The organism is Aeromonas sp. 62-46, from assembly GCF_001898585.1.
Classification (GTDB): Bacteria; Pseudomonadota; Gammaproteobacteria; order Enterobacterales; family Aeromonadaceae; genus Aeromonas; species Aeromonas caviae.
On sequence record NZ_MKUI01000036.1, the window covers coordinates 1 to 17,700 of the forward strand.

The following is a 17,700-nucleotide window of genomic DNA, read 5'->3' on the forward strand; positions in this document are numbered from 1 at the left end:
GCACCCAATACAAGAAACCCCGCTCACTCGAGCGGGGTTTTTTATTGCCTGAAATTCAGCACTTACTGTAGGGAAAACGGGCACTATGGTGATGTTCGTCGTTCACGTTCACTTGTTGCCCGTACCGGAAAAGTTGCGCCTGCTCTGGTCACATTGAACCCACATGTTGGCTCTCTCCGTTTTCATCATTTTTAGCGTAATAACCCAGTCGGAGCCGTTCTGTATAAACCCGCCGCCCGCGCTGCGATTGGGGTTGTATCTGAATCATAACTCGGTAGAGTAAGGGGCATTCCGGGTTTGCCCGTGCCATGGTTTCGGTTTCTTTTTCTGGTATGGGACTCTCCACCTGTTTTCATTCACCTTCACTCAGTGGTACCGATATGGAACAAGTAAACAAGTCAACCTTCAACGATGTGCTGGAATATGTGCGTATGTCCCGTCGTCAGAACAAGCTCAAGCGTGAAATCGCGGACAACGAGAAAAAGATCCGTGACAACCAGAAGCGGGTACTGTTGCTCGACAACCTGAGTGACTATATCAAGCCCGGCATGAGCATTGACGAGGTTCAGGCCATCATCGCCAACATGCGGACCGATTATGAAGAGCGCGTAGATGACCATATCATCAAAAATGCCGAGCTTTCCAAGGAGCGCAAGGAGCTGAGTACCAAGCTGAAGAGTATGAGCACTAGCAAATAATACCGCCCCGCTCTCGTCAACACCGGCCTCTGGCCGGTGTTTCATTTTCATGCCGCAGCTCGGATCTCTTGCCGCGTTGCAACAATCGGCTCCCATTTTCACAATCGCCCTGTTAACATCGCTGCAAAGCGGTCAATAGATTTCAAGCCCTTGACTTGAAACGACTAAGCTTGATTGAAAGACAATAAATTGCGCAACCATGGTGGGGCTGATATGGGCGCATCAAAACAGACGGATTCAAATAAAGTGGCATCTCAGGATTCATCCGTACCTAATACGGACGGGCAACAGCAGCGTAAACGCCGACCCTGGTGGCGCTGGTTGTTCTGTTTTATCTTCTTGCTTTGCCTGGCTGCCGTGGTCGCCCTGGTGGGTTATGAAATGAAGACCTCCCGACTGCAGTCACAGGAGATCTCCCGCTATGCGGCCACCCTGACCTATCAGCTCGAACCCGGCCCCAGCAAGCAGATTGCCTTCCCCGACGACGGCCCGTTCGACAAGCGACTCGGTTATGTGCTGATGCCCATGATCCAGGAACGTCTCGTTCAGCGTGGCTACCAGGTGAGCGAACAGGTCCGTTTTTCCGATGCGCTCTACAACTACGCCAGCCACGGTTTCTTCGTGCCTTATACCGAGAAGGTCCAGGCAGGATTGACACTCTATGACTGCCGTGCCGAGCCTTTCTACCAGTACAAGTATCCGACTCATTACTATCCGGATTTCAATGCCATACCGCCCCTGGTCATCCAGTCTCTGCTGTTTATCGAGAACCGTGAACTCCTGAGCAACAAGGAACCGCTGGCCAACCCGGCCGTAGACTGGCCGCGCTTTGCCAAGGCGGCGCTGTCTCAGGTGGGCAAGGCGCTGGATATGCAGGATCAATCTGCTGGCGGCAGCACCCTGGCGACCCAGGTGGAGAAGTATCGTCATTCTCCCGATGGACTGACCGTTTCGCCGACCGAGAAGATCCGCCAGATGGTCTCGGCCAGCGTTCGTGCCTATCGGCTGGGGCCCGAGACCCTGGAGGCCCGCAAGCTGGTTGCCTGGGCCTACCTCAACTCGGTCCCGCTCTCTGCGGCGCCCGGTTATGGCGAGGTGCACGGTCTCGGTGATGGCCTCTGGGTCTGGTTTGGCGCCAATGTCGATGAGGTGAATCGACTGCTGGATCCCGCTCGCAACCAGGATTCTACCCTGGCCGAGCAGGGCCTTGCCTTGCGCCAGGTTGTCTCCCTGATGATCGCCCACCGCCGTCCTTCCTATTACCTGGCGCAGGGTAGAGAAGCACTGTCTACCCTGACAGACAGCTATCTGCGACTCTTCGTGCAGGAGGGAATGATCACGCCCCCCCTGATGGAGTCGGCTCTCAAGGCCAAGCTGGTCTTCCGCGATTTCCTGCAGGCACCTGCCATCACTCGAGTCAACAACAACAAGGGGCTGCAGGTGGCTCGCACTCGTCTCAGTCGTCAGCTCGGGGTGCAGCTTTATGATCTGGACCGCATGGATCTGACGGCCAACACCACCCTCAATATGCCGCTGCAGAACGAGGTGTCACGGTATCTGCAGCAACTGGCAGACCCTGCATTCGCAGCCCAGGTGGGCCTGTTTGGTGAGCGCCTGCTCTCGCCGGAGAAGACGGGTGATGTGAAGTACAGCTTTACCCTGTTCGAGAAGACGCCGGAAGGGGTCAAGGTGAGGGTGCAGACCGACAACACGGACCAGCCGTTCGACATCAATGAGGGCAGCAAGCTTGAACTGGGATCCACCGCCAAGTTGCGGGTGCTGACGACCTATCTCGAGATTGTCACCGAGTTGCATGACAGCTACGGCAATATGCCGGTGGAGAGCCTGCGAAAGATCGAAGTGTCCGATCAGGACAACATCAGCCGCTGGGCCATCGCCTATCTGATGAGTGCCAAGGACAGAAGCCTGCCGGTGATGCTGGAGGCCGCACTGGACCGCAAGTATTCCGCGAGTCCCTATGAAGGCTTCTTTACCGGCGGTGGCATGCACACCTTCAACAACTTCCGCAAGGAAGACAACGGTCGCATCCCGCCCATTCGCGATGCGCTGCGGGAATCCATCAACCTGCCCTTCGTGCGCTTGATGCGGGACATCGTCCGCTACAGCCTCTACAAGGAGGGAAATCGTGCCCAGTTGTTGAAAGATGACAGGGATCCTCGCCGTACCGAGTATCTCGCCAAGTTTGCCGACAAGGAGGGGCAGACCTATCTGCTGAGGTTCTGGCGCAAATATCGCGGCAAGAGTGCAGAAGAGCAGCTCGATACCTTCCTCGATGGTCTCAAACCCAGCGCGGTGCGTCTCGCCGCGGTGCATCGCTATCTGATGCCGGAAGCCTCCCAGGCCGATTTTGCCGCTTTCCTGGCCAAGCGCCTGCCGCGGGAGAAATTGACCGAGAAGCGCATAGAGCAGCTCTATACCAATTACGGCCCTGGCAAATATTCTCTGCCGGATCAAGGTTATATCGCACGGGTGCATCCACTTGAGCTGTGGTTGCTTGCCTATCTCAAGGAGTTTGACAAGGCCACCTTTACCGATGCGGTAACAGCCAGCCGTGACGAGCGTCAGGAGGTCTACAGCTGGCTGTTCAAGACCCGTCATCGCAGTGCCCGGGATAGCCGGATCCGCACCATGCTGGAGGTTGAGGCCTTCCTCGACATCCATCAGCGCTGGGCTCGCCTGGGCTACCCGTTCGATCACCTGGTTCCGTCCCTGGCGACCGCACTGGGCAGCTCGGGCGATCGTCCTGCTGCGTTGGCCGAGCTGATGGGGATCATCCAGAACGGCGGCATTCGTGCGCCGACCCTGCGCATCGAGCACCTCTCCTTTGCCAAGGGGACCCCCTTCGCCACCGTCTTTGAGCCGGCGAACACCCAGGGGGAACGGGTGATGCCTGCCGAGGTGGCCAACGCCTTGCGCAATGCACTCTCCAAGGTGGTGGAAGGGGGGACTGCGCGGCGCATCGCCGGGGCCTTCGCCTTGCAGGATGGTACTGTCCTGGCCCTGGGGGGCAAGACGGGGACCGGGGACAACCGGATCGAGACGGTCGGTCGCTACGGCAATGTGACCAGTTCACTGGCTCGTAACCGGACTGCGACTTTCGTCTTCTACATCGGGGATGATCACTTCGGCACGCTGACGGCCTATGTACCCGGCAGCCAGTCCGACAAGTTCCGCTTCACGTCGGCGCTGCCTGTACAGGTGCTCAAGGGGATGGCCCCCCTGCTGGTACCCTATCTGCAACCCGCTACTCACACCCAGTGCATGGCGGGCAGCTGACAGTTGCAGCGACACGAAAACGGGGCCATATAGGCCCCATTTTATTTGTACTGTTCATCGCCGGTCTGCGAAGGTGAGTCATCACTTACAGCAGATCTTCGATCTCGCCACGCAGATACTGGTACATCTCGCGATAGGCTACCGGCGGCTTGTTCAGCTCCCGCTCCTTGTTGGCGGTGCGGATCAGCTGACGCAGCTTCTGGCGATCCAGCTCGTGGAACTGGGACATCAGCTCGTTGAGGGCGCTGTCGCCTTCGGTGATCAGCCGCTCGCGCCACTGTTCGAGGCGGTGCAGGCGGGCGTTCACGGTGGAGTGACGCATCTTGATGATGGAGAGGGCCTCTTCGATGGGGGCGACATCGCGGCTACGCATCAGACGGCCGATGAACTGGAGATGGCGGCGGAAGGACTCATCCTTCTTCGGCTTGAGCTTGCGGCCCAGCTCGACCGCTTCGGCAAGCTCTTCATCCAGGGGGATCTTCTCCAGCTCGCTGTGACTCAGGGAGACGATCTCTTCCCCCATCTTCTGCAATGCCTCGGCGTCGCGCTTGAGCTGGCTCTTGCTGGGGCCCCAGTCTTCCCACTCGTTGTCGTCTTGATATTGACTCATTGGTCTCTGTATTCCTGTCATTCACGTTTGGCGGATATGTTACCAGCTTCTCCCGCTGGGCGCAGGGGTCTGATATGCTTAGCCCCTTTCCTTCCCTTCATACAGATGTGAGTTATGGACCAGCAAGATCAAATCCGCCAGGATCAATCCCATCTCGAGGCCGTGGTCGCCGAGGCCCTTGAGATAGCGAAAGGGCTGGGCGCCGGGCTTGCCGAAGTCTCCATCAGCAAACAGACCGGCCTCTCGGTGAACACCCGGGGCTGCGAGCTGGAAAGCATCGAATTCAACAAGGATGGCGCACTCGGCATCGCCGTCTATCGCGACGGTTGCAAGGGGTCCTCCTCCACCACGGATCTGACCAAGCCGGCCATTCGCGCCGCCGTGGAAGCGGCCATGGAGATCGCCCGCCATACCTCTCCCGATGACTGCGCCGGTCTTGCGGATGCGGATCTGCTGGCCTGGGATGCCCCGGACCTGCAACTGTGCCACCAAATCGAGCTGGATCCCCAGCGTGGCATCGCGCTGGCCATCGAGTGCGAGCGGCTGGCCCTGGGGCGGGATGCCCGCATCAAGCACTCTGACGGAGCCAGTTTCTCCAGCCACCTGGGCGTCAAGGTCTATGGCAACAGCCACGGCTTCGTCAAAGGCTATGCTGCATCGCGTAACTCCCTGAGCTGCGTACTGATCGGCGAGCAGGATGGCGACATGCAGCGCGACTACGGCTACTCCTCCAGCCGCTCCCTGAACGGGCTGTGGAGCCCCCAGCGCATCGCTGACGAGGCGGTGGAGCGCACTGTTTCCCGCCTGGGGGCTCGCAAGATCAGCACCCGCCATGCCCCTGTGCTGTTCCACCCCGATACCGCTGCCGGTCTGTGGGGCCATCTGGTGATGGCCATCAGTGGGGGGAACCTCTATCGCAAGTCGAGCTTCCTGCTGGACAAACTGGGCAAGCAGATCCTGCCCGAGTGGCTCACCATCCAGGAGTTCCCCCACTTGCCGGGAGGACTTGCCAGCACCCCGTTCGACGGGGAAGGGGTTCGCACCCGCGACATGGACATCATCCGCAACGGCGAGCTGATGAGCTGGCTGCTCACCTCCTACTCCGCCCGCAAACTGGGCCTGACCACCACGGGCCATGCCGGGGGTATCCATAACTGGCAGGTTTCCAATACCGGCCAGGACTTCCAGGGCATGCTCAAGGAGATGGGTACCGGGCTGCTGGTGACCGAGCTGATGGGGCAGGGGGTCAACATCGTCAATGGTGATTACTCCCGCGGCGCAGCCGGTTTCTGGGTTGAAAATGGCGAGATCCTCTATCCTGTGGAGGAGATCACCATTGCAGGCAATCTGGCCGACATGTTCAGCCATATCGTGGCGGTGGGCAGTGATGAGGATGAGCGTTCCAGCCTCAAGACCGGCTCCGTACTGGTCGAGCAGATGAAACTGGCGGGGCACTGATCCCCTCCGTCCGATCTGGTACACGGCCATGAAAAAGGCCCCCTCGCTTTGCGAGGGGGCCTTTTTATCGTCGGCTCATGGTGAAGCCAGCTTATTCCTTGATGCGCTCGATGCGACCACCCAGGCCTTGCAGCTTGTGCTCGATGTCTTCGTAGCCACGGTCGATGTGATAGATGCGATCGACGATGGTGGCCCCTTCGGCCACGAAGCCGGCCAGCACCAGGCTGGCGGAGGCGCGCAGATCGGTCGCCATCACCTGGGCACCCTTGAGCTGCTGGGTGTCGCGGCAGATGGCCACATTGCCCTGCAGTTCGATGTCGGCACCCATCCGAACCAGCTCGGGCACGTGCATGAAGCGGTTCTCGAAGATGGTCTCGGTGACCATGCCGGTGCCCTGGGCGACCGCGTTCAGCACGGTGAACTGTGCCTGCATGTCGGTCGGGAACGCCGGGTAGGGGGCGGTCTTGATGGTGACAGGTTTCAGGGTGCGACCTGTCATGTCGAGGGTGATCCAGTCGTTACCCTTTTCAATCAGGGCGCCAGCCTCTTCCAGTTTGACCAGTACGGCTTCCAGCAGGCTGGGGTCGGTGTTGCGGCAGGTGATCTTGCCACCGGTCACGGCGGCGCCCACCAAGAAGGTGCCGGTCTCGATGCGATCGGGCTGCACGCTGTAGCTGCCACCGTGCAGACGTTCTACGCCGTCGATGGTCAGGGTATCGGTGCCCGCGCCCTGGATCTTGGCGCCCAGCGCGTTGAGGAAGTTGGCCAGATCGACCACCTCGGGCTCACGGGCGGCGTTTTCGATCACGGTGCGACCGTCAGCCAGGGTGGCGGCCATCATCAGGTTCTCGGTACCGGTCACGGAAACCATGTCCATCAGGATGTGGGCACCTTTCAGGCGGCCGTCGACGCGGGCTTTGATGTAGCCCTCTTCGATGACGATCTTCGCGCCCATCAGCTCCAGGCCGTGGACATGCAGGTTGACCGGGCGGGCACCGATGGCACAGCCGCCGGGCAGGGAGACGTCTGCTGCACCGAAGCGGGCTGCCAGCGGGCCCAGGGCCAGGATGGAGGCACGCATGGTCTTCACCAGCTCGTAGGGGGCGACATGGTTGTTTACCGCGCCGGTCAGCACGGTCACGTTGCCGTTGACCTTGGTGGTGGCGCCCAGCATCTCCAGCAGCTTGAGGGTGGTACCCACGTCTTTCAGGCGCGGTACGTTGGAGAGTTGAACCTCTTCGTCACACAGCAGGGTGGCAAACAGGATGGGCAGGGCGGCATTCTTGGCGCCGGAGATGGTCACTTCACCGGAGAGGGTGCAGGGGCCGGTGATCTTGAATTTGTCCATGGTTTACTTCTTTACCAAATCAGGAGGGCAGCTGGAATTTACGCTCGCGTTTCCACTCGGCGTCGGTATAGGCCTTGATGGAGAGAGCGTGGATCTCGTTGGTGGCGATCTTGTCCATCAGCGGGGCATAGATGGCCTGTTGTTTCTTGACCCGGCTCATGCCGTCAAACATGTCGCCGACGGCGATCACCTGGTAGTGACTGCCGTCCCCTTTGACATGGACTTCGGACAATGGCAAAGCCTCGAGGAGTATCGCTTCAATTTCAGAGACTTGCATTATGAGTCCTCAGTTGTGAGCGGGGTTGAATGAAAGAGGCTGGCCACCCCGTAGAGGTTGGCCAGCGTATGGAAATCGTTGGAGGCACCCACCAGTGTCGGAGTGGCACCCCGTGCCAGTGCCGCCTTGGCCCACTTGACCAGCAGGGCAAGGCCGGCGGAATCCAGGGTAGTGACGGCATCGAGTTCGAGCCGGTCGTCCTGCCACCAGTCGGCGCGGCGTTGCCACAGATCGTTGACCTGCGGGGCCTGCAAGTCACCGCTCAGGATCATGACTTGATCACCAGCGGCTTGGCGTTGTGTTCACGCAGCTGGGCGATCACCGCATCGATGCCGTTCTGGCGGATGAGGCCACCCAGCTCGTTCTGCTTGGCAGAGAGCAGGCTGATCCCTTCGGCAACCATGTCGAAGGCTTTCCACTCGCCGGTCTTGTTGTTCTTGCGCAGCTTGAACTCGAGGAAGATGTCCGGCTTGCCGGCCTCTTTCACGCTGACGTTGACGGCGGTGATGTTGCTCTCGGCGGCTTTGCCAGGCTGGACCTTGACGGTCTGCTTGTCGAAGTGTGCCAGGGCGTCGGCGTAGGAGCTCACCATGTACTCGGTGAAGACGTCGACAAAGGCGTCACGCTGGGCAGGGGTCGTCTGTTTGATCTGGTTGCCGAGCACCTTGTAGGCGGCGAAGCGGTTGTCCACGTAGGGCAGCAGCTCCTCGCGGATGATGACGCGCAGGTGATCGGGGTTGCTCTTCACCTGGGCCTGATCGGCCTTCAGGCGAGCAAAGGTCTGCTGGGCGGCCTGATCCACGAGGGCATAGGGGTCCGAAGTATTGACATCCGCACGGGCGACGAGGGAGAACAGCATGCTGGTCATCAGACCCAGCATCAGGGCGATCTTCTTGAACATGGTTACTCCTTGGTTGCGGGTGTGTTGGCCGGAGAGGACTGGCTGTAGAGGAACTTGCCAATCAGATCTTCCAGCACGATGGCGGACTTGGTGTCTTCGATCATGTCGCCATCCTTGAGCATGCTGGTGCCCATCTCCTCATCGCTGAACCCCGGTGCCAGACCGATGTACTGCTCACCGAGCAGGCCAGAGGTCAGGATGGAGAGGGTGCTGGTCTCGGAGAACTCGCCGGCACTCTTCTGCATCTGCAGGGAAACGATGGGGACCTGGCTCTTGGGATCCAGGGTGATGTCGCTGACACGACCGACGACGACGCCGCCGACCTTGACCGGCGAGCGTACTTTCAGGCCGCCGATATTATCGAAATGGGCGCGCAGGGTATAGGTTTCTCCTTCCGGTTTGAAACTCAATCCCGCCACTTGCAGTGCCAATGCCAGAATGGCCGCGATGCCAGCCAGCATGAAGGCGCCAACCAGAAATTCTACTTTGCTGAACTTCATCTTTCCCTTATCCAAACATGACTGCGGTGAGTATAAAATCCAGACCGAGCACGGCCAGGGATGAGTGAACCACGGTACGGGTCGTCGCCTGACTGATCCCGGCCGAGGTCGGTTTGGCATCATAGCCGTTGAAGAGCGCTATCCAGGTCACCACCAGGGCGAAGATCAGGCTCTTGATAGCGCCCTGCATGATGTCGTCCTGCCAGTCGACGGAGGCCTGCATGGCGGACCAGAAACTGCCTTCGTCCACCCCCAGCCAGTCGACACCAACCAGCTTGCCGCCAAAGATGCCGATCAGGCTGAACATGAAGGCCAGCAGCGGCATGCTGATGACCCCGGCCCAGAAGCGGGGCGCCACGACCCGACGCAGTGGATCGACCGCCATCATCTCCAGGCTGGAGAGCTGCTCGGTGGCCTTCATCAGGCCGATCTCGGCGGTGAGGGCGGAGCCCGCACGACCGGCGAACAGCAGGGCGGTGACCACAGGGCCCAGCTCACGGAGCAGGGAGAGGGAAACCAGAGGCCCCAGGCTCTGCTCTGCGCCGAAATCCTTCAATACGTTGTAACCCTGCAGGGAGAGCACCATGCCGATGAAGAGGCCTGACACCAGTATGATGGCGACGGATTGCACTCCCACCACATACAGTTGCTGCACCAGCAGCGGGAAGTGCTTGCGTGGCTGGGGCCGTCCTGCCAGTGCATGAAACAGCATGATGGTTGCCCGGCCGACGGCGTTGATGAAACGCACACCGCTGCGGCCCAGCTTGCTTATCTGACTTGTCAACATCACAGATCCTGTAGCAGGTCGCCTGCCGGAAAATGAAACGGAACAGGACCGTCGGGCAATCCCTTGAGGAACTGCTCGACTTCGGGATTGTGCTCCTCGCGCAGCTGCTCCGGTGTGCCGTGTGCCACTACCTTGCGGTTGGCGATGATGTAGGCGTAGTCGGCGATGCTCAGCACTTCCTTCACGTCGTGGGTGACGATGACGGAGGTGATGCCGAGTGCATCGTTGAGCTCCTTGATGAGCTTCACCAGCACCGCCATGGTGATGGGGTCCTGCCCCACGAAGGGCTCGTCATACATGATGAGATCCGGATCCAGCGCGATGGATCTCGCCAGGGCCGCGCGACGCGCCATGCCACCGGAGAGCTCGGACGGCATCAGCTTGGCCGCCCCGCGCAGACCGACAGCTTGCAGTTTCATCATGACGATGGTGCGGATCAGCTCTTCCGGCAGGCCGGAGTGCTCCCGCAGCGGGAAGGCCACGTTGTCGAAGACGGTCATGCCGGTGAACAATGCGCCACTCTGGAACAGCATGCTCATCCGTTTACGCACTTCATACAGGCGTGAACGGGAGAGCGTGGGAACGTCTTCCCCGTCAAACAGGATGTGACCGGACTCAGGCTTGAGCTGGCCCCCGATCAGGCGCAGCAAGGTGGTCTTGCCGATCCCGCTCGGACCCATGACGGCGGTGACCTTGCCACGGGGAATGGTCAGGTTGATCCTGTCGTACAGCAGCCGATCCCCGTGACTGAAGGTCAGGTCGGAGATGGTGATCAGGTCATCGTTCAAACAATTGTCCATCCGGTATAAATGAAGAGCGAATTTTATGGGCTAGTCTAGGTCTAAGCAACAGCGAGGAACAACTATTGAGCGGGTTTCCCCCCCAAGTACGCGACAGTTTTATGTAACAACCTGCGTCAATGACCGCCCATTCCGCATCCGATTCGCTTATCTCGGCAGACTTTTTTATAATCCCGCAGCAAATTTCGGCCCGGAGCTGTGCCTTTATGTCTGTAAAGCCTGAAAAAGTGTCTGAATTGTTCGATTTCCGTCGCAGCGCCCGAGCGGTGCTGGACATAGAAAAGCAAGCCATTGATGGACTCTACCAGTACCTTGATGAGGCGTTCGAGCGCGCCTGCGAGATGGTGCTGCGCTGTGGCGGCAAGATAGTGGTGACCGGCATGGGCAAGTCGGGTCATATCGGCAACAAGATTGCCGCGACCCTGGCCAGCACGGGAACGCCCGCCTTCTTCCTGCACCCGGGCGAGGCGAGCCACGGGGATCTCGGCATGATCTCAGCCGGGGATCTCATCATCGCCATTTCCAACTCCGGCGAGAGCGACGAGATCCTGGCCCTGCTGCCGGTGCTCAAGCGCCGCGGCATTCCACTCATCTGCATGACAGGCAATCCGGCTTCCACCATGGCGAAAGAGGCCAACGTGCACCTGTGCATCAAGGTGGAGAAAGAGGCCTGCCCCCTCGGTCTGGCCCCGACATCCAGCACTACCGCCACCCTGGTGATGGGGGACGCGCTGGCCGTGGCCCTGCTGGAGGCCCGTGGCTTCACCGCCGATGACTTTGCGCTGTCGCATCCGGGCGGGTCCCTCGGCAAGCGGTTGCTGTTGCGAGTGGGCGATCTGATGCACAGCGGCGAGCAGTTGCCCAAGGTGGGGATAGATGCCACCATCAGCCAGGCGCTGCTGGAAGTGAGCCGCAAGGGGCTCGGCATGACGGCGGTGGTGGACGATCAAGGGCTGCTTGCCGGTCTGTTCACCGATGGTGACCTGCGCCGCATTTTGGACCTGCAGGTGGACATCCATCACACCCCCATCAGCCGCGTCATGACGGTGAACTGTGTTACCGTAGGACCTGAGATGATGGCTGCCGAGGCCGTCAAGCTGATGGAAACCAGGAAAATCAACGGGTTGTTGGTCGTGGATGGGGAGAGACACCCGCTGGGTGCCTTCAACATGCATGACCTGCTGAAAGCCGGAGTAATTTGATGCAAGACGTACCGACCCTCTATGGTCCGGTGACGCGCAGCCAGTACGAGAAGGCGGCGCAGATCCGCCTGCTGGTGTGCGATGTGGATGGGGTGCTCTCCAACGGCTTCATCTATATGGGCAATAACGGCGAAGAGCTGAAGACTTTCTGCACCCGTGACGGTGCCGGCATGCGTGCCCTGCTCAATGCGGGCATCGAGATTGCCATCATCACGGGGCGAAACTCCCGCATCGTCAGCGATCGCATGAAGAGTCTGGGAGTCCAGCACCTGGTGCAGGGGGCAGACAAAAAGCTGCCCCACTTCGAGGCCTTGCTGACCAAGCTCGGGCTGGATGCATCGCAAGCCGCCTATATGGGAGATGACACCATCGATCTGCCGGTGATGCAGGCTTGCGGCCTGGGTATCGCCGTTGCCGATGCCCATCCGCTTGTGCTGGCGAAGGCGGATCTGGTGACGCGGCTTGGCGGTGGCGTCGGGGCCGTGCGCGAGGTGTGCGACCTGATCTTGCAGGCCCAGGGATTGGCTGACTATCAACCCGAGGCGTCGCGATGAACAAACAGACTGTGCTGTTCGGCCTGCTGTTTCTGGCTGCGCTGGCGGCCTGGCAGCTGGGGGAGATCGAGCTGGTCCCCGAGCCGACCACCAAGACGGAAAATTTTCAACCGGACTTCACCGCCAGAGAGTTGGTGACGACCCGTTTCAACGAGCAGGGCAAGCGCACCGAGCGGCTGGAATCCGAATATGCGGAGTACTACCAGGTGCTCGAGCAGGCCACTTTCACCAAGCCGGTGGTCTACATGTTCGATGACAAGGGCGCGGCCGAATGGAAGCTGACGGCCGAAACCGGGGTGCTCAACACCGATGACAATGTGATCCTCCGTGACAAGGTGCATCTGGACGGTCTGCTGCCCGCCTCCTTCATCTCCACGCTGGATACCTCCTATCTGGAGCTGGATCTGGTGACGCAGGGGATGAGAAGCAACCAGCACATCAGCATTGTGGGCCAGGAGTTCCAGACCGAGGGCGTTGGCCTCAAGGGTCACCTGGAACGTAAATATTTCGAGTTACTGGATAAAGGCCATGCCACTTATTTCAATGAAAAACGTTAATCTGGCCCTCACGGCCCTGTTGCTGTGCGGTTCTCTGAATGCCAAAGAGTCCGACTTCGCCGAGAAGGTCTATGTGGATGCGGTCAAGCAGGTGGCGGAGATGCAGGACAACCGCATCACCTTCAGCGAGGATGTCATCATCACCCAGGGCACCATCAAGATTAAGGCCGACAAGGTGGTGGTGATCCGCTCCGGCGACAAGGGCGCCGAGGTCATGACCGCGTATGGCAACCCAGCCACTTTCTTCCAGGTGCTGGACAACGGCAAACCGGTCAATGCCCATGGCAACAGCATCCGCTACGAGCTTAAGAACCGGCTGGTAACCATCACCGGCAATGGCCAGCTCAAGCAGGAAGACAGCCAGGTGACCGGCGATCTCATTCGCTACGACATCGTCAAGCAGAAGATGATTGCCGAGAGCAAGGGGCCCACCCAGCGCGTCAAGACGGTGTTCCTGCCGGATCAGGTGGAGAACTTTGACAAACCCGCCGATCAGAAGAAGTAGGAAACAACAGCCATGGCAGTGTTAAAAGCAACGGGTCTGCAAAAGAGCTACAAGCGCCGCATGGTGGTCAGCGATGTGAGCCTGGAGGTGGGTACGGGCCAGATCGTGGGCCTGCTCGGCCCGAACGGCGCGGGCAAGACGACCTCCTTCTACATGATCGTGGGCCTGGTGCAGCGGGATGCCGGCCTCATCACCATCGACGAGCAGGACATCAGCCTGCAGCCCATGCATATCCGTGCCCGCAATGGCATCGGCTATCTGCCCCAGGAGGCCTCCATCTTCCGGCGCCTGTCGGTGTTTGACAACTTGATGGGGGTCATGCAGACCCGCAAGGGGTTGAGCCGCGAAGAGCGGGAAGATAAGGTCGAACAGTTGCTGGAAGAGTTCAATATCACCCATATCCGCGACAGCCTGGGCCAGAGCTTATCGGGTGGGGAGAGGCGCCGGGTGGAAATCGCCCGGGCGCTGGCGGCAGAGCCGAGATTCATTCTGCTCGATGAGCCTTTCGCAGGTGTTGATCCTATTTCAGTCATCGATATCAAAAAGATCATCCAGCATCTGAAAGAACGCGGGTTGGGTGTGCTGATAACGGACCACAACGTCAGAGAGACGCTGGATGTGTGCGAGAAGGCCTACATCGTCAGCCACGGCAAGATGATTGCCGAGGGCGCGCCGGCCGATATCCTCGCCGATGAGCAGGTCAAGCGCGTCTATTTGGGCGATCAATTCAGTCTATAGTAAGGGGGCACCCCTCATTTTTGTTAGGTGACTGCCTCGCTGAACATAAGGATATCCCGACGTAGATGAAGCCGACATTACAGTTGCGTCTCGGTCAGTCCCTGACCATGACGCCACAATTACAACAAGCGATTCGTCTGCTCCAGCTCTCCACCCTGGAACTCCAGCAGGAAATTCAGCAAGCGCTCGACAACAACCCCTTGCTGGAGCAAGAGGAGAACGAGGCGCAGGAAACCAGTCAGACAGAGACACAGGACGCCAGTCAACTCGACTCCAGCGATGCCATGGCCCAGGAGAGCATGCCGGATGAACTGCCGGTGGACACCACCTGGGACGAGGTCTACTCGGCCGGTACGGCCCAGAGCGCAGGCCCCATCCATGACGGGGAAGACAGCGTCTATCAGGGGGAGACCACCGAGAATCTGCAGGACTACCTGCTGTGGCAGATGCGGCTCACCCCGTTCAGTGATGTGGATGCTGCCATCGCCCTTGCCATCATCGATGCCATCGACGAATCCGGGTATCTGACTGCCACCCTCGAGGATATTCAGGCTGCAGTCAGCAGCGAGGAGGTAGAAGTCGAACTGGATGAGATCGAAGCCGTGCTCAAGCGGGTGCAGCATTTCGATCCGGTCGGCATCGCCGCCCGTTCGGTGCAAGAGTGTCTGCTGATCCAGCTCGGCCAGTATTCGCCAGACCTGCCCTGGCTCGACGAAGCCAGAGAGGTGATCCGCGAACACATGGACCTGCTCGGCAATCGCGACTACCGCACCCTGGCTCGCAAGACCCGCCTCAAGGAGAGCGATCTCAAGGAGGTGCTGGATCTCATCCAGCAACTGGAGCCCAGACCCGGCAACGGCATCATCCAGAGTGAATCCCAGTACGTGATCCCGGATGTGTCCGTGGTCAAGAAGGGCAGCAAGTGGGTGGTTGAACTCAATCCGGACTCTGCTCCGCGCATCCGTGTCAACGAGGCCTATGCGGCCATGGCGCGCAATGCCCGCAGCAGCACGGATACCCAGTTCATCCGTTCCCATTTGCAGGAGGCCAAGTGGTTCATCAAGAGCCTGGAGAGTCGTAACGACACCCTGCTCAAGGTGGCCAGCTGCATCGTCGAGCAGCAGCAGGGCTTTTTCGAGTACGGCGAAGAGGCCATGAAACCCATGGTACTCAACGACATCGCGGAAGCGGTGGAGATGCATGAGTCGACCATTTCACGGGTCACGACCCAGAAGTACATGCATACGCCCCGCGGCATTTTTGAACTGAAGTTTTTTTTCTCCAGTCACGTCAATACGGAGGGAGGAGGAGAGTGCTCATCGACCGCTATTCGCGCCCTGATCAAGAAGCTGGTGACGGCGGAAAACCCCGCCAAGCCGCTTAGTGATAGCAAGATCGCGGATTTGCTGGCCGAACAGGGTATTATGGTGGCGAGACGCACGATCGCAAAGTACCGTGAATCCTTGTTGATCCCGCCATCCAATCAGCGCAAACGCCTGGTTTAGGCAAACAAAAGGAAGACGTTATGCAAATTAACCTGACCGGACACCATGTCGAGATTACCGAAGCTCTGCGTGATTATGTGAACAACAAATTTGCCAAACTCGAGCGTCACTTTGACCATATCAACAACGTACACGTGGTGTTGAGCGTCGAAAAACTGAACCAGATCGCTGAAGCCAAGCTGCATGTCAGCGGGGGAGAGGTGTTCGCCAATTCGCAGCATGCCGACATGTATGCGGCGATTGATACCCTGCTGGATAAACTGGATCGGCAGATCATCAAGCACAAAGATAAGTTAAATCAAAAATAACTATGCAACTTGAACACATACTGAGTCGGGACTGCACCAAGAGTGCGGTCCCTTGTACCAGCAAGAAACGCGCGCTCGAGATCATCAGTGAACTGGCCGCAGAGCGCCTCGGCGCTTCCCGCCAGGTCCTGTTTGAAAGCCTGCTGGCGCGAGAAAAGATGGGTAGTACCGGGATCGGAGCCGGTATCGCCATCCCCCACGGCCGGATTGACGACGCCTTCGCGCCGACCGCCGTGTTGATGACCTTCTCCGAGCCCATCCCTTTCGATTCTATCGACAATCAACCGGTTGACCTGCTCTTTGCATTGCTGGTGCCGGAAAGCGAGTGCAAGCAGCACCTCAAGACTCTTTCCCTGATGGCATCCAAACTGGGTGACAAGGCCGTCTGCCGCCAGCTGCGCCAGGCGACCAGCGACGAAGAACTCTATCAGATCATGACGTCGGCCTGAGGCCGGGTCTGACACAGCCACGTTGGCGTGAGGGGACAAGATGCAGTTAATAGTAGTAAGCGGTCGTTCGGGCTCCGGCAAGACGGTGGCCCTGAGGGTGCTCGAGGATCTCGGGTACTACTGCGTGGACAACCTGCCGGTCAACCTGCTGCCCCAGTTGATCGTGTCGGTGGAGAGCCAGTATGACAAGCTGGCGGTCAGCATCGACGTGCGCAACCTACCTGCCCAGGCAGACAGGCTGGAGAACCTGCTGAGCCAGGTGCGCAACGAGGGGCGAGTCAAGTTTTCGAGCTTCTTCTTCGATGCGGACAACGCGACCCTGCTCAAACGCTACGGTGAGAGCCGCCGTCTGCATCCTCTGTCCCGCAACAAGCTTTCGCTGGACGAGGCGATCCGGGAAGAGACCCACCTGCTGGCACCGCTCTCCTCGACCGCCGACCTGCGCATCGACACCACCAACCTCAGCATTCACGATCTCAGCGAGCTCATCAAAACCCGGGTGCTCGGCAAGAAAGAGAACGAGCTGGTGCTGGTGTTCGAGTCATTCGGCTTCAAGTACGGCATTCCCAAGGATGCGGACTTCGTGTTCGACGCCCGTTTCCTGCCCAACCCGCACTGGATCCCGGAGCTCAAGCCCTTCACCGGCAAGGATGAGCCCGTGGCCAACTACCTCTCCAGCCAGCCGGATGTCATGCTGTTCATCCAGCAGATCGAGAATATGCTGGGGACCTGGTTGCCCCACCTGGAGCGCAACAATCGCAGCTATGTGACCGTCGGGATCGGCTGTACCGGCGGACAACACCGCTCGGTGTTCATCGCCGAGCGGCTGGCCAGCGCATTCCGGTTGCTTGGCAAGAACGTGCAGATCCGCCATCGCACGTTGGACAAGCGTTCAAACCCCGCCTGACAGATCCACAGGATGCTCAGATGACCGTTTCCGCCTCGGTAGAAGTCAAAAACAAGTTAGGCATTCACGCGCGACCGGCCATGATGCTGTTCGAGCTGGTGCAAGGGTTCGATGCCCACGTGTTGCTGCGCAACGAAGAGGGGGTCGAGGCCGACGCGGACAGCGTGATCGGCCTGCTGATGCTGGACTCCGCCCAGGGCAAACAGGTGGAGGTGCAGGTGGAGGGCCCCGAAGAGGTGGAGGCCCTGGCCGCCGTGGTGGCGCTGTTCACCTCGGGCTTCAATGAGGAGTAATACGCC

21 protein-coding genes are annotated in these 17,700 nt (G+C 59.4%); 13 read left to right on the forward strand and 8 right to left on the reverse strand.

Annotation, left to right across the window (positions count from 1 at the left end; all coding sequences use genetic code 11):
• Positions 1-380 precede the first annotated feature (380 nt).
• Together tmaR and BGO64_RS12090 are read left to right on the forward strand one after the other, a co-directional pair.
• On the forward strand, positions 381-698 hold the full coding sequence (gene tmaR, locus BGO64_RS12085; RefSeq protein ID WP_010672687.1) for a PTS system regulator TmaR: 318 nt from the start codon (positions 381-383) through the stop codon (positions 696-698).
• A 213-nt stretch (positions 699-911) separates the two neighbouring features.
• Complete coding sequence (locus BGO64_RS12090; RefSeq protein ID WP_124244971.1) at positions 912-3,995, forward strand: transglycosylase domain-containing protein; 3,084 nt, start codon at positions 912-914, stop codon at positions 3,993-3,995.
• Between the two features lie 85 nt (positions 3,996-4,080).
• Here the strand turns inward: BGO64_RS12090 and yjgA are convergent, their stop codons facing one another.
• Positions 4,081-4,605 carry a ribosome biogenesis factor YjgA gene (gene yjgA / locus BGO64_RS12095; RefSeq protein ID WP_010672689.1) on the reverse strand — a complete coding sequence of 175 codons (525 nt, stop codon included), beginning with the start codon at positions 4,603-4,605 and terminating at the stop codon, positions 4,081-4,083.
• Between the two features lie 114 nt (positions 4,606-4,719).
• On the opposite strand from yjgA, the gene pmbA reads away from it, so the two are divergent.
• Positions 4,720-6,063: a metalloprotease PmbA gene (pmbA, locus tag BGO64_RS12100; protein ID WP_043154058.1), complete on the forward strand. Its 1,344-nt coding sequence runs from the start codon at positions 4,720-4,722 to the stop codon at positions 6,061-6,063.
• A 91-nt stretch (positions 6,064-6,154) separates the two neighbouring features.
• On the opposite strand, the gene murA is transcribed toward pmbA, so the two are convergent.
• Genes murA through mlaF form a run of 7 tightly spaced genes read right to left on the reverse strand, consistent with a single transcriptional unit; the run spans position 6,155 to position 10,676 of the window.
• Entirely contained in the window at positions 6,155-7,411 is a 1,257-nt protein-coding gene (gene murA / locus BGO64_RS12105; protein ID WP_182955646.1) for a UDP-N-acetylglucosamine 1-carboxyvinyltransferase, read from the reverse strand.
• A 19-nt stretch (positions 7,412-7,430) separates the two neighbouring features.
• Positions 7,431-7,688, reverse strand: a complete 258-nt coding sequence (ibaG, locus tag BGO64_RS12110) for a BolA family iron metabolism protein IbaG (protein WP_010675882.1) — start codon at positions 7,686-7,688, stop codon at positions 7,431-7,433.
• Positions 7,688-7,960, reverse strand: coding sequence for an STAS domain-containing protein (locus tag BGO64_RS12115; RefSeq protein ID WP_042015861.1), 273 nt, complete (start codon positions 7,958-7,960; stop codon positions 7,688-7,690). The genes ibaG and BGO64_RS12115 overlap by 1 nt, the downstream gene beginning before the upstream one ends.
• Complete coding sequence (gene mlaC, locus BGO64_RS12120; protein ID WP_039040470.1) at positions 7,957-8,589, reverse strand: phospholipid-binding protein MlaC; 633 nt, start codon at positions 8,587-8,589, stop codon at positions 7,957-7,959. The genes BGO64_RS12115 and mlaC overlap by 4 nt, the downstream gene beginning before the upstream one ends.
• Before the next feature lie 2 nt (positions 8,590-8,591).
• Complete coding sequence (gene mlaD, locus BGO64_RS12125) at positions 8,592-9,089, reverse strand: outer membrane lipid asymmetry maintenance protein MlaD (RefSeq protein WP_010675879.1); 498 nt, start codon at positions 9,087-9,089, stop codon at positions 8,592-8,594.
• 7 nt (positions 9,090-9,096) lie between these two features.
• Positions 9,097-9,876: a lipid asymmetry maintenance ABC transporter permease subunit MlaE gene (gene mlaE / locus BGO64_RS12130; protein ID WP_010675878.1), complete on the reverse strand. Its 780-nt coding sequence runs from the start codon at positions 9,874-9,876 to the stop codon at positions 9,097-9,099.
• Positions 9,876-10,676 (reverse strand): phospholipid ABC transporter ATP-binding protein MlaF, encoded by an 801-nt coding sequence (gene mlaF / locus BGO64_RS12135; protein WP_029314846.1) that lies wholly within the window; start codon positions 10,674-10,676, stop codon positions 9,876-9,878. Before mlaF ends, mlaE begins: the two co-directional genes overlap by 1 nt.
• Positions 10,677-10,882: 206 nt before the next feature.
• On the opposite strand from mlaF, the gene BGO64_RS12140 reads away from it, so the two are divergent.
• From BGO64_RS12140 to npr, 10 genes are all read left to right on the forward strand, one after another.
• Positions 10,883-11,878 (forward strand): KpsF/GutQ family sugar-phosphate isomerase, encoded by a 996-nt coding sequence (locus tag BGO64_RS12140; RefSeq protein WP_286700732.1) that lies wholly within the window; start codon positions 10,883-10,885, stop codon positions 11,876-11,878.
• The gene (gene kdsC, locus BGO64_RS12145; RefSeq protein WP_042864828.1) at positions 11,878-12,432 is read left to right on the forward strand and encodes a 3-deoxy-manno-octulosonate-8-phosphatase KdsC; all 555 of its coding nucleotides are present in this window, start codon (positions 11,878-11,880) and stop codon (positions 12,430-12,432) included. The genes BGO64_RS12140 and kdsC overlap by 1 nt, the downstream gene beginning before the upstream one ends.
• Complete coding sequence (lptC, locus tag BGO64_RS12150; RefSeq protein ID WP_039040473.1) at positions 12,429-12,989, forward strand: LPS export ABC transporter periplasmic protein LptC; 561 nt, start codon at positions 12,429-12,431, stop codon at positions 12,987-12,989. The genes kdsC and lptC overlap by 4 nt, the downstream gene beginning before the upstream one ends.
• Positions 12,976-13,494 (forward strand): lipopolysaccharide transport periplasmic protein LptA, encoded by a 519-nt coding sequence (gene lptA / locus BGO64_RS12155; protein ID WP_010675873.1) that lies wholly within the window; start codon positions 12,976-12,978, stop codon positions 13,492-13,494. The genes lptC and lptA overlap by 14 nt, the downstream gene beginning before the upstream one ends.
• Before the next feature lie 12 nt (positions 13,495-13,506).
• Positions 13,507-14,232, forward strand: coding sequence for an LPS export ABC transporter ATP-binding protein (gene lptB / locus BGO64_RS12160; RefSeq protein ID WP_010675872.1), 726 nt, complete (start codon positions 13,507-13,509; stop codon positions 14,230-14,232).
• Between the two features lie 65 nt (positions 14,233-14,297).
• Positions 14,298-15,737, forward strand: coding sequence for an RNA polymerase factor sigma-54 (locus tag BGO64_RS12165; protein ID WP_039040474.1), 1,440 nt, complete (start codon positions 14,298-14,300; stop codon positions 15,735-15,737).
• A 20-nt stretch (positions 15,738-15,757) separates the two neighbouring features.
• On the forward strand, positions 15,758-16,045 hold the full coding sequence (gene hpf / locus BGO64_RS12170; protein WP_005305957.1) for a ribosome hibernation promoting factor: 288 nt from the start codon (positions 15,758-15,760) through the stop codon (positions 16,043-16,045).
• Positions 16,046-16,047: 2 nt separating this feature from the next.
• The gene (ptsN, locus tag BGO64_RS12175) at positions 16,048-16,494 is read left to right on the forward strand and encodes a PTS IIA-like nitrogen regulatory protein PtsN (protein WP_010675870.1); all 447 of its coding nucleotides are present in this window, start codon (positions 16,048-16,050) and stop codon (positions 16,492-16,494) included.
• 40 nt (positions 16,495-16,534) lie between these two features.
• Positions 16,535-17,401 (forward strand): RNase adapter RapZ, encoded by an 867-nt coding sequence (gene rapZ, locus BGO64_RS12180; protein WP_010675869.1) that lies wholly within the window; start codon positions 16,535-16,537, stop codon positions 17,399-17,401.
• Positions 17,402-17,421: 20 nt separating this feature from the next.
• A complete protein-coding gene (gene npr, locus BGO64_RS12185) occupies positions 17,422-17,694 on the forward strand; it encodes a PTS phosphocarrier protein NPr (RefSeq protein ID WP_010675868.1) in 273 nt (90 codons plus the stop codon).
• Positions 17,695-17,700: the final 6 nt, after the last annotated feature.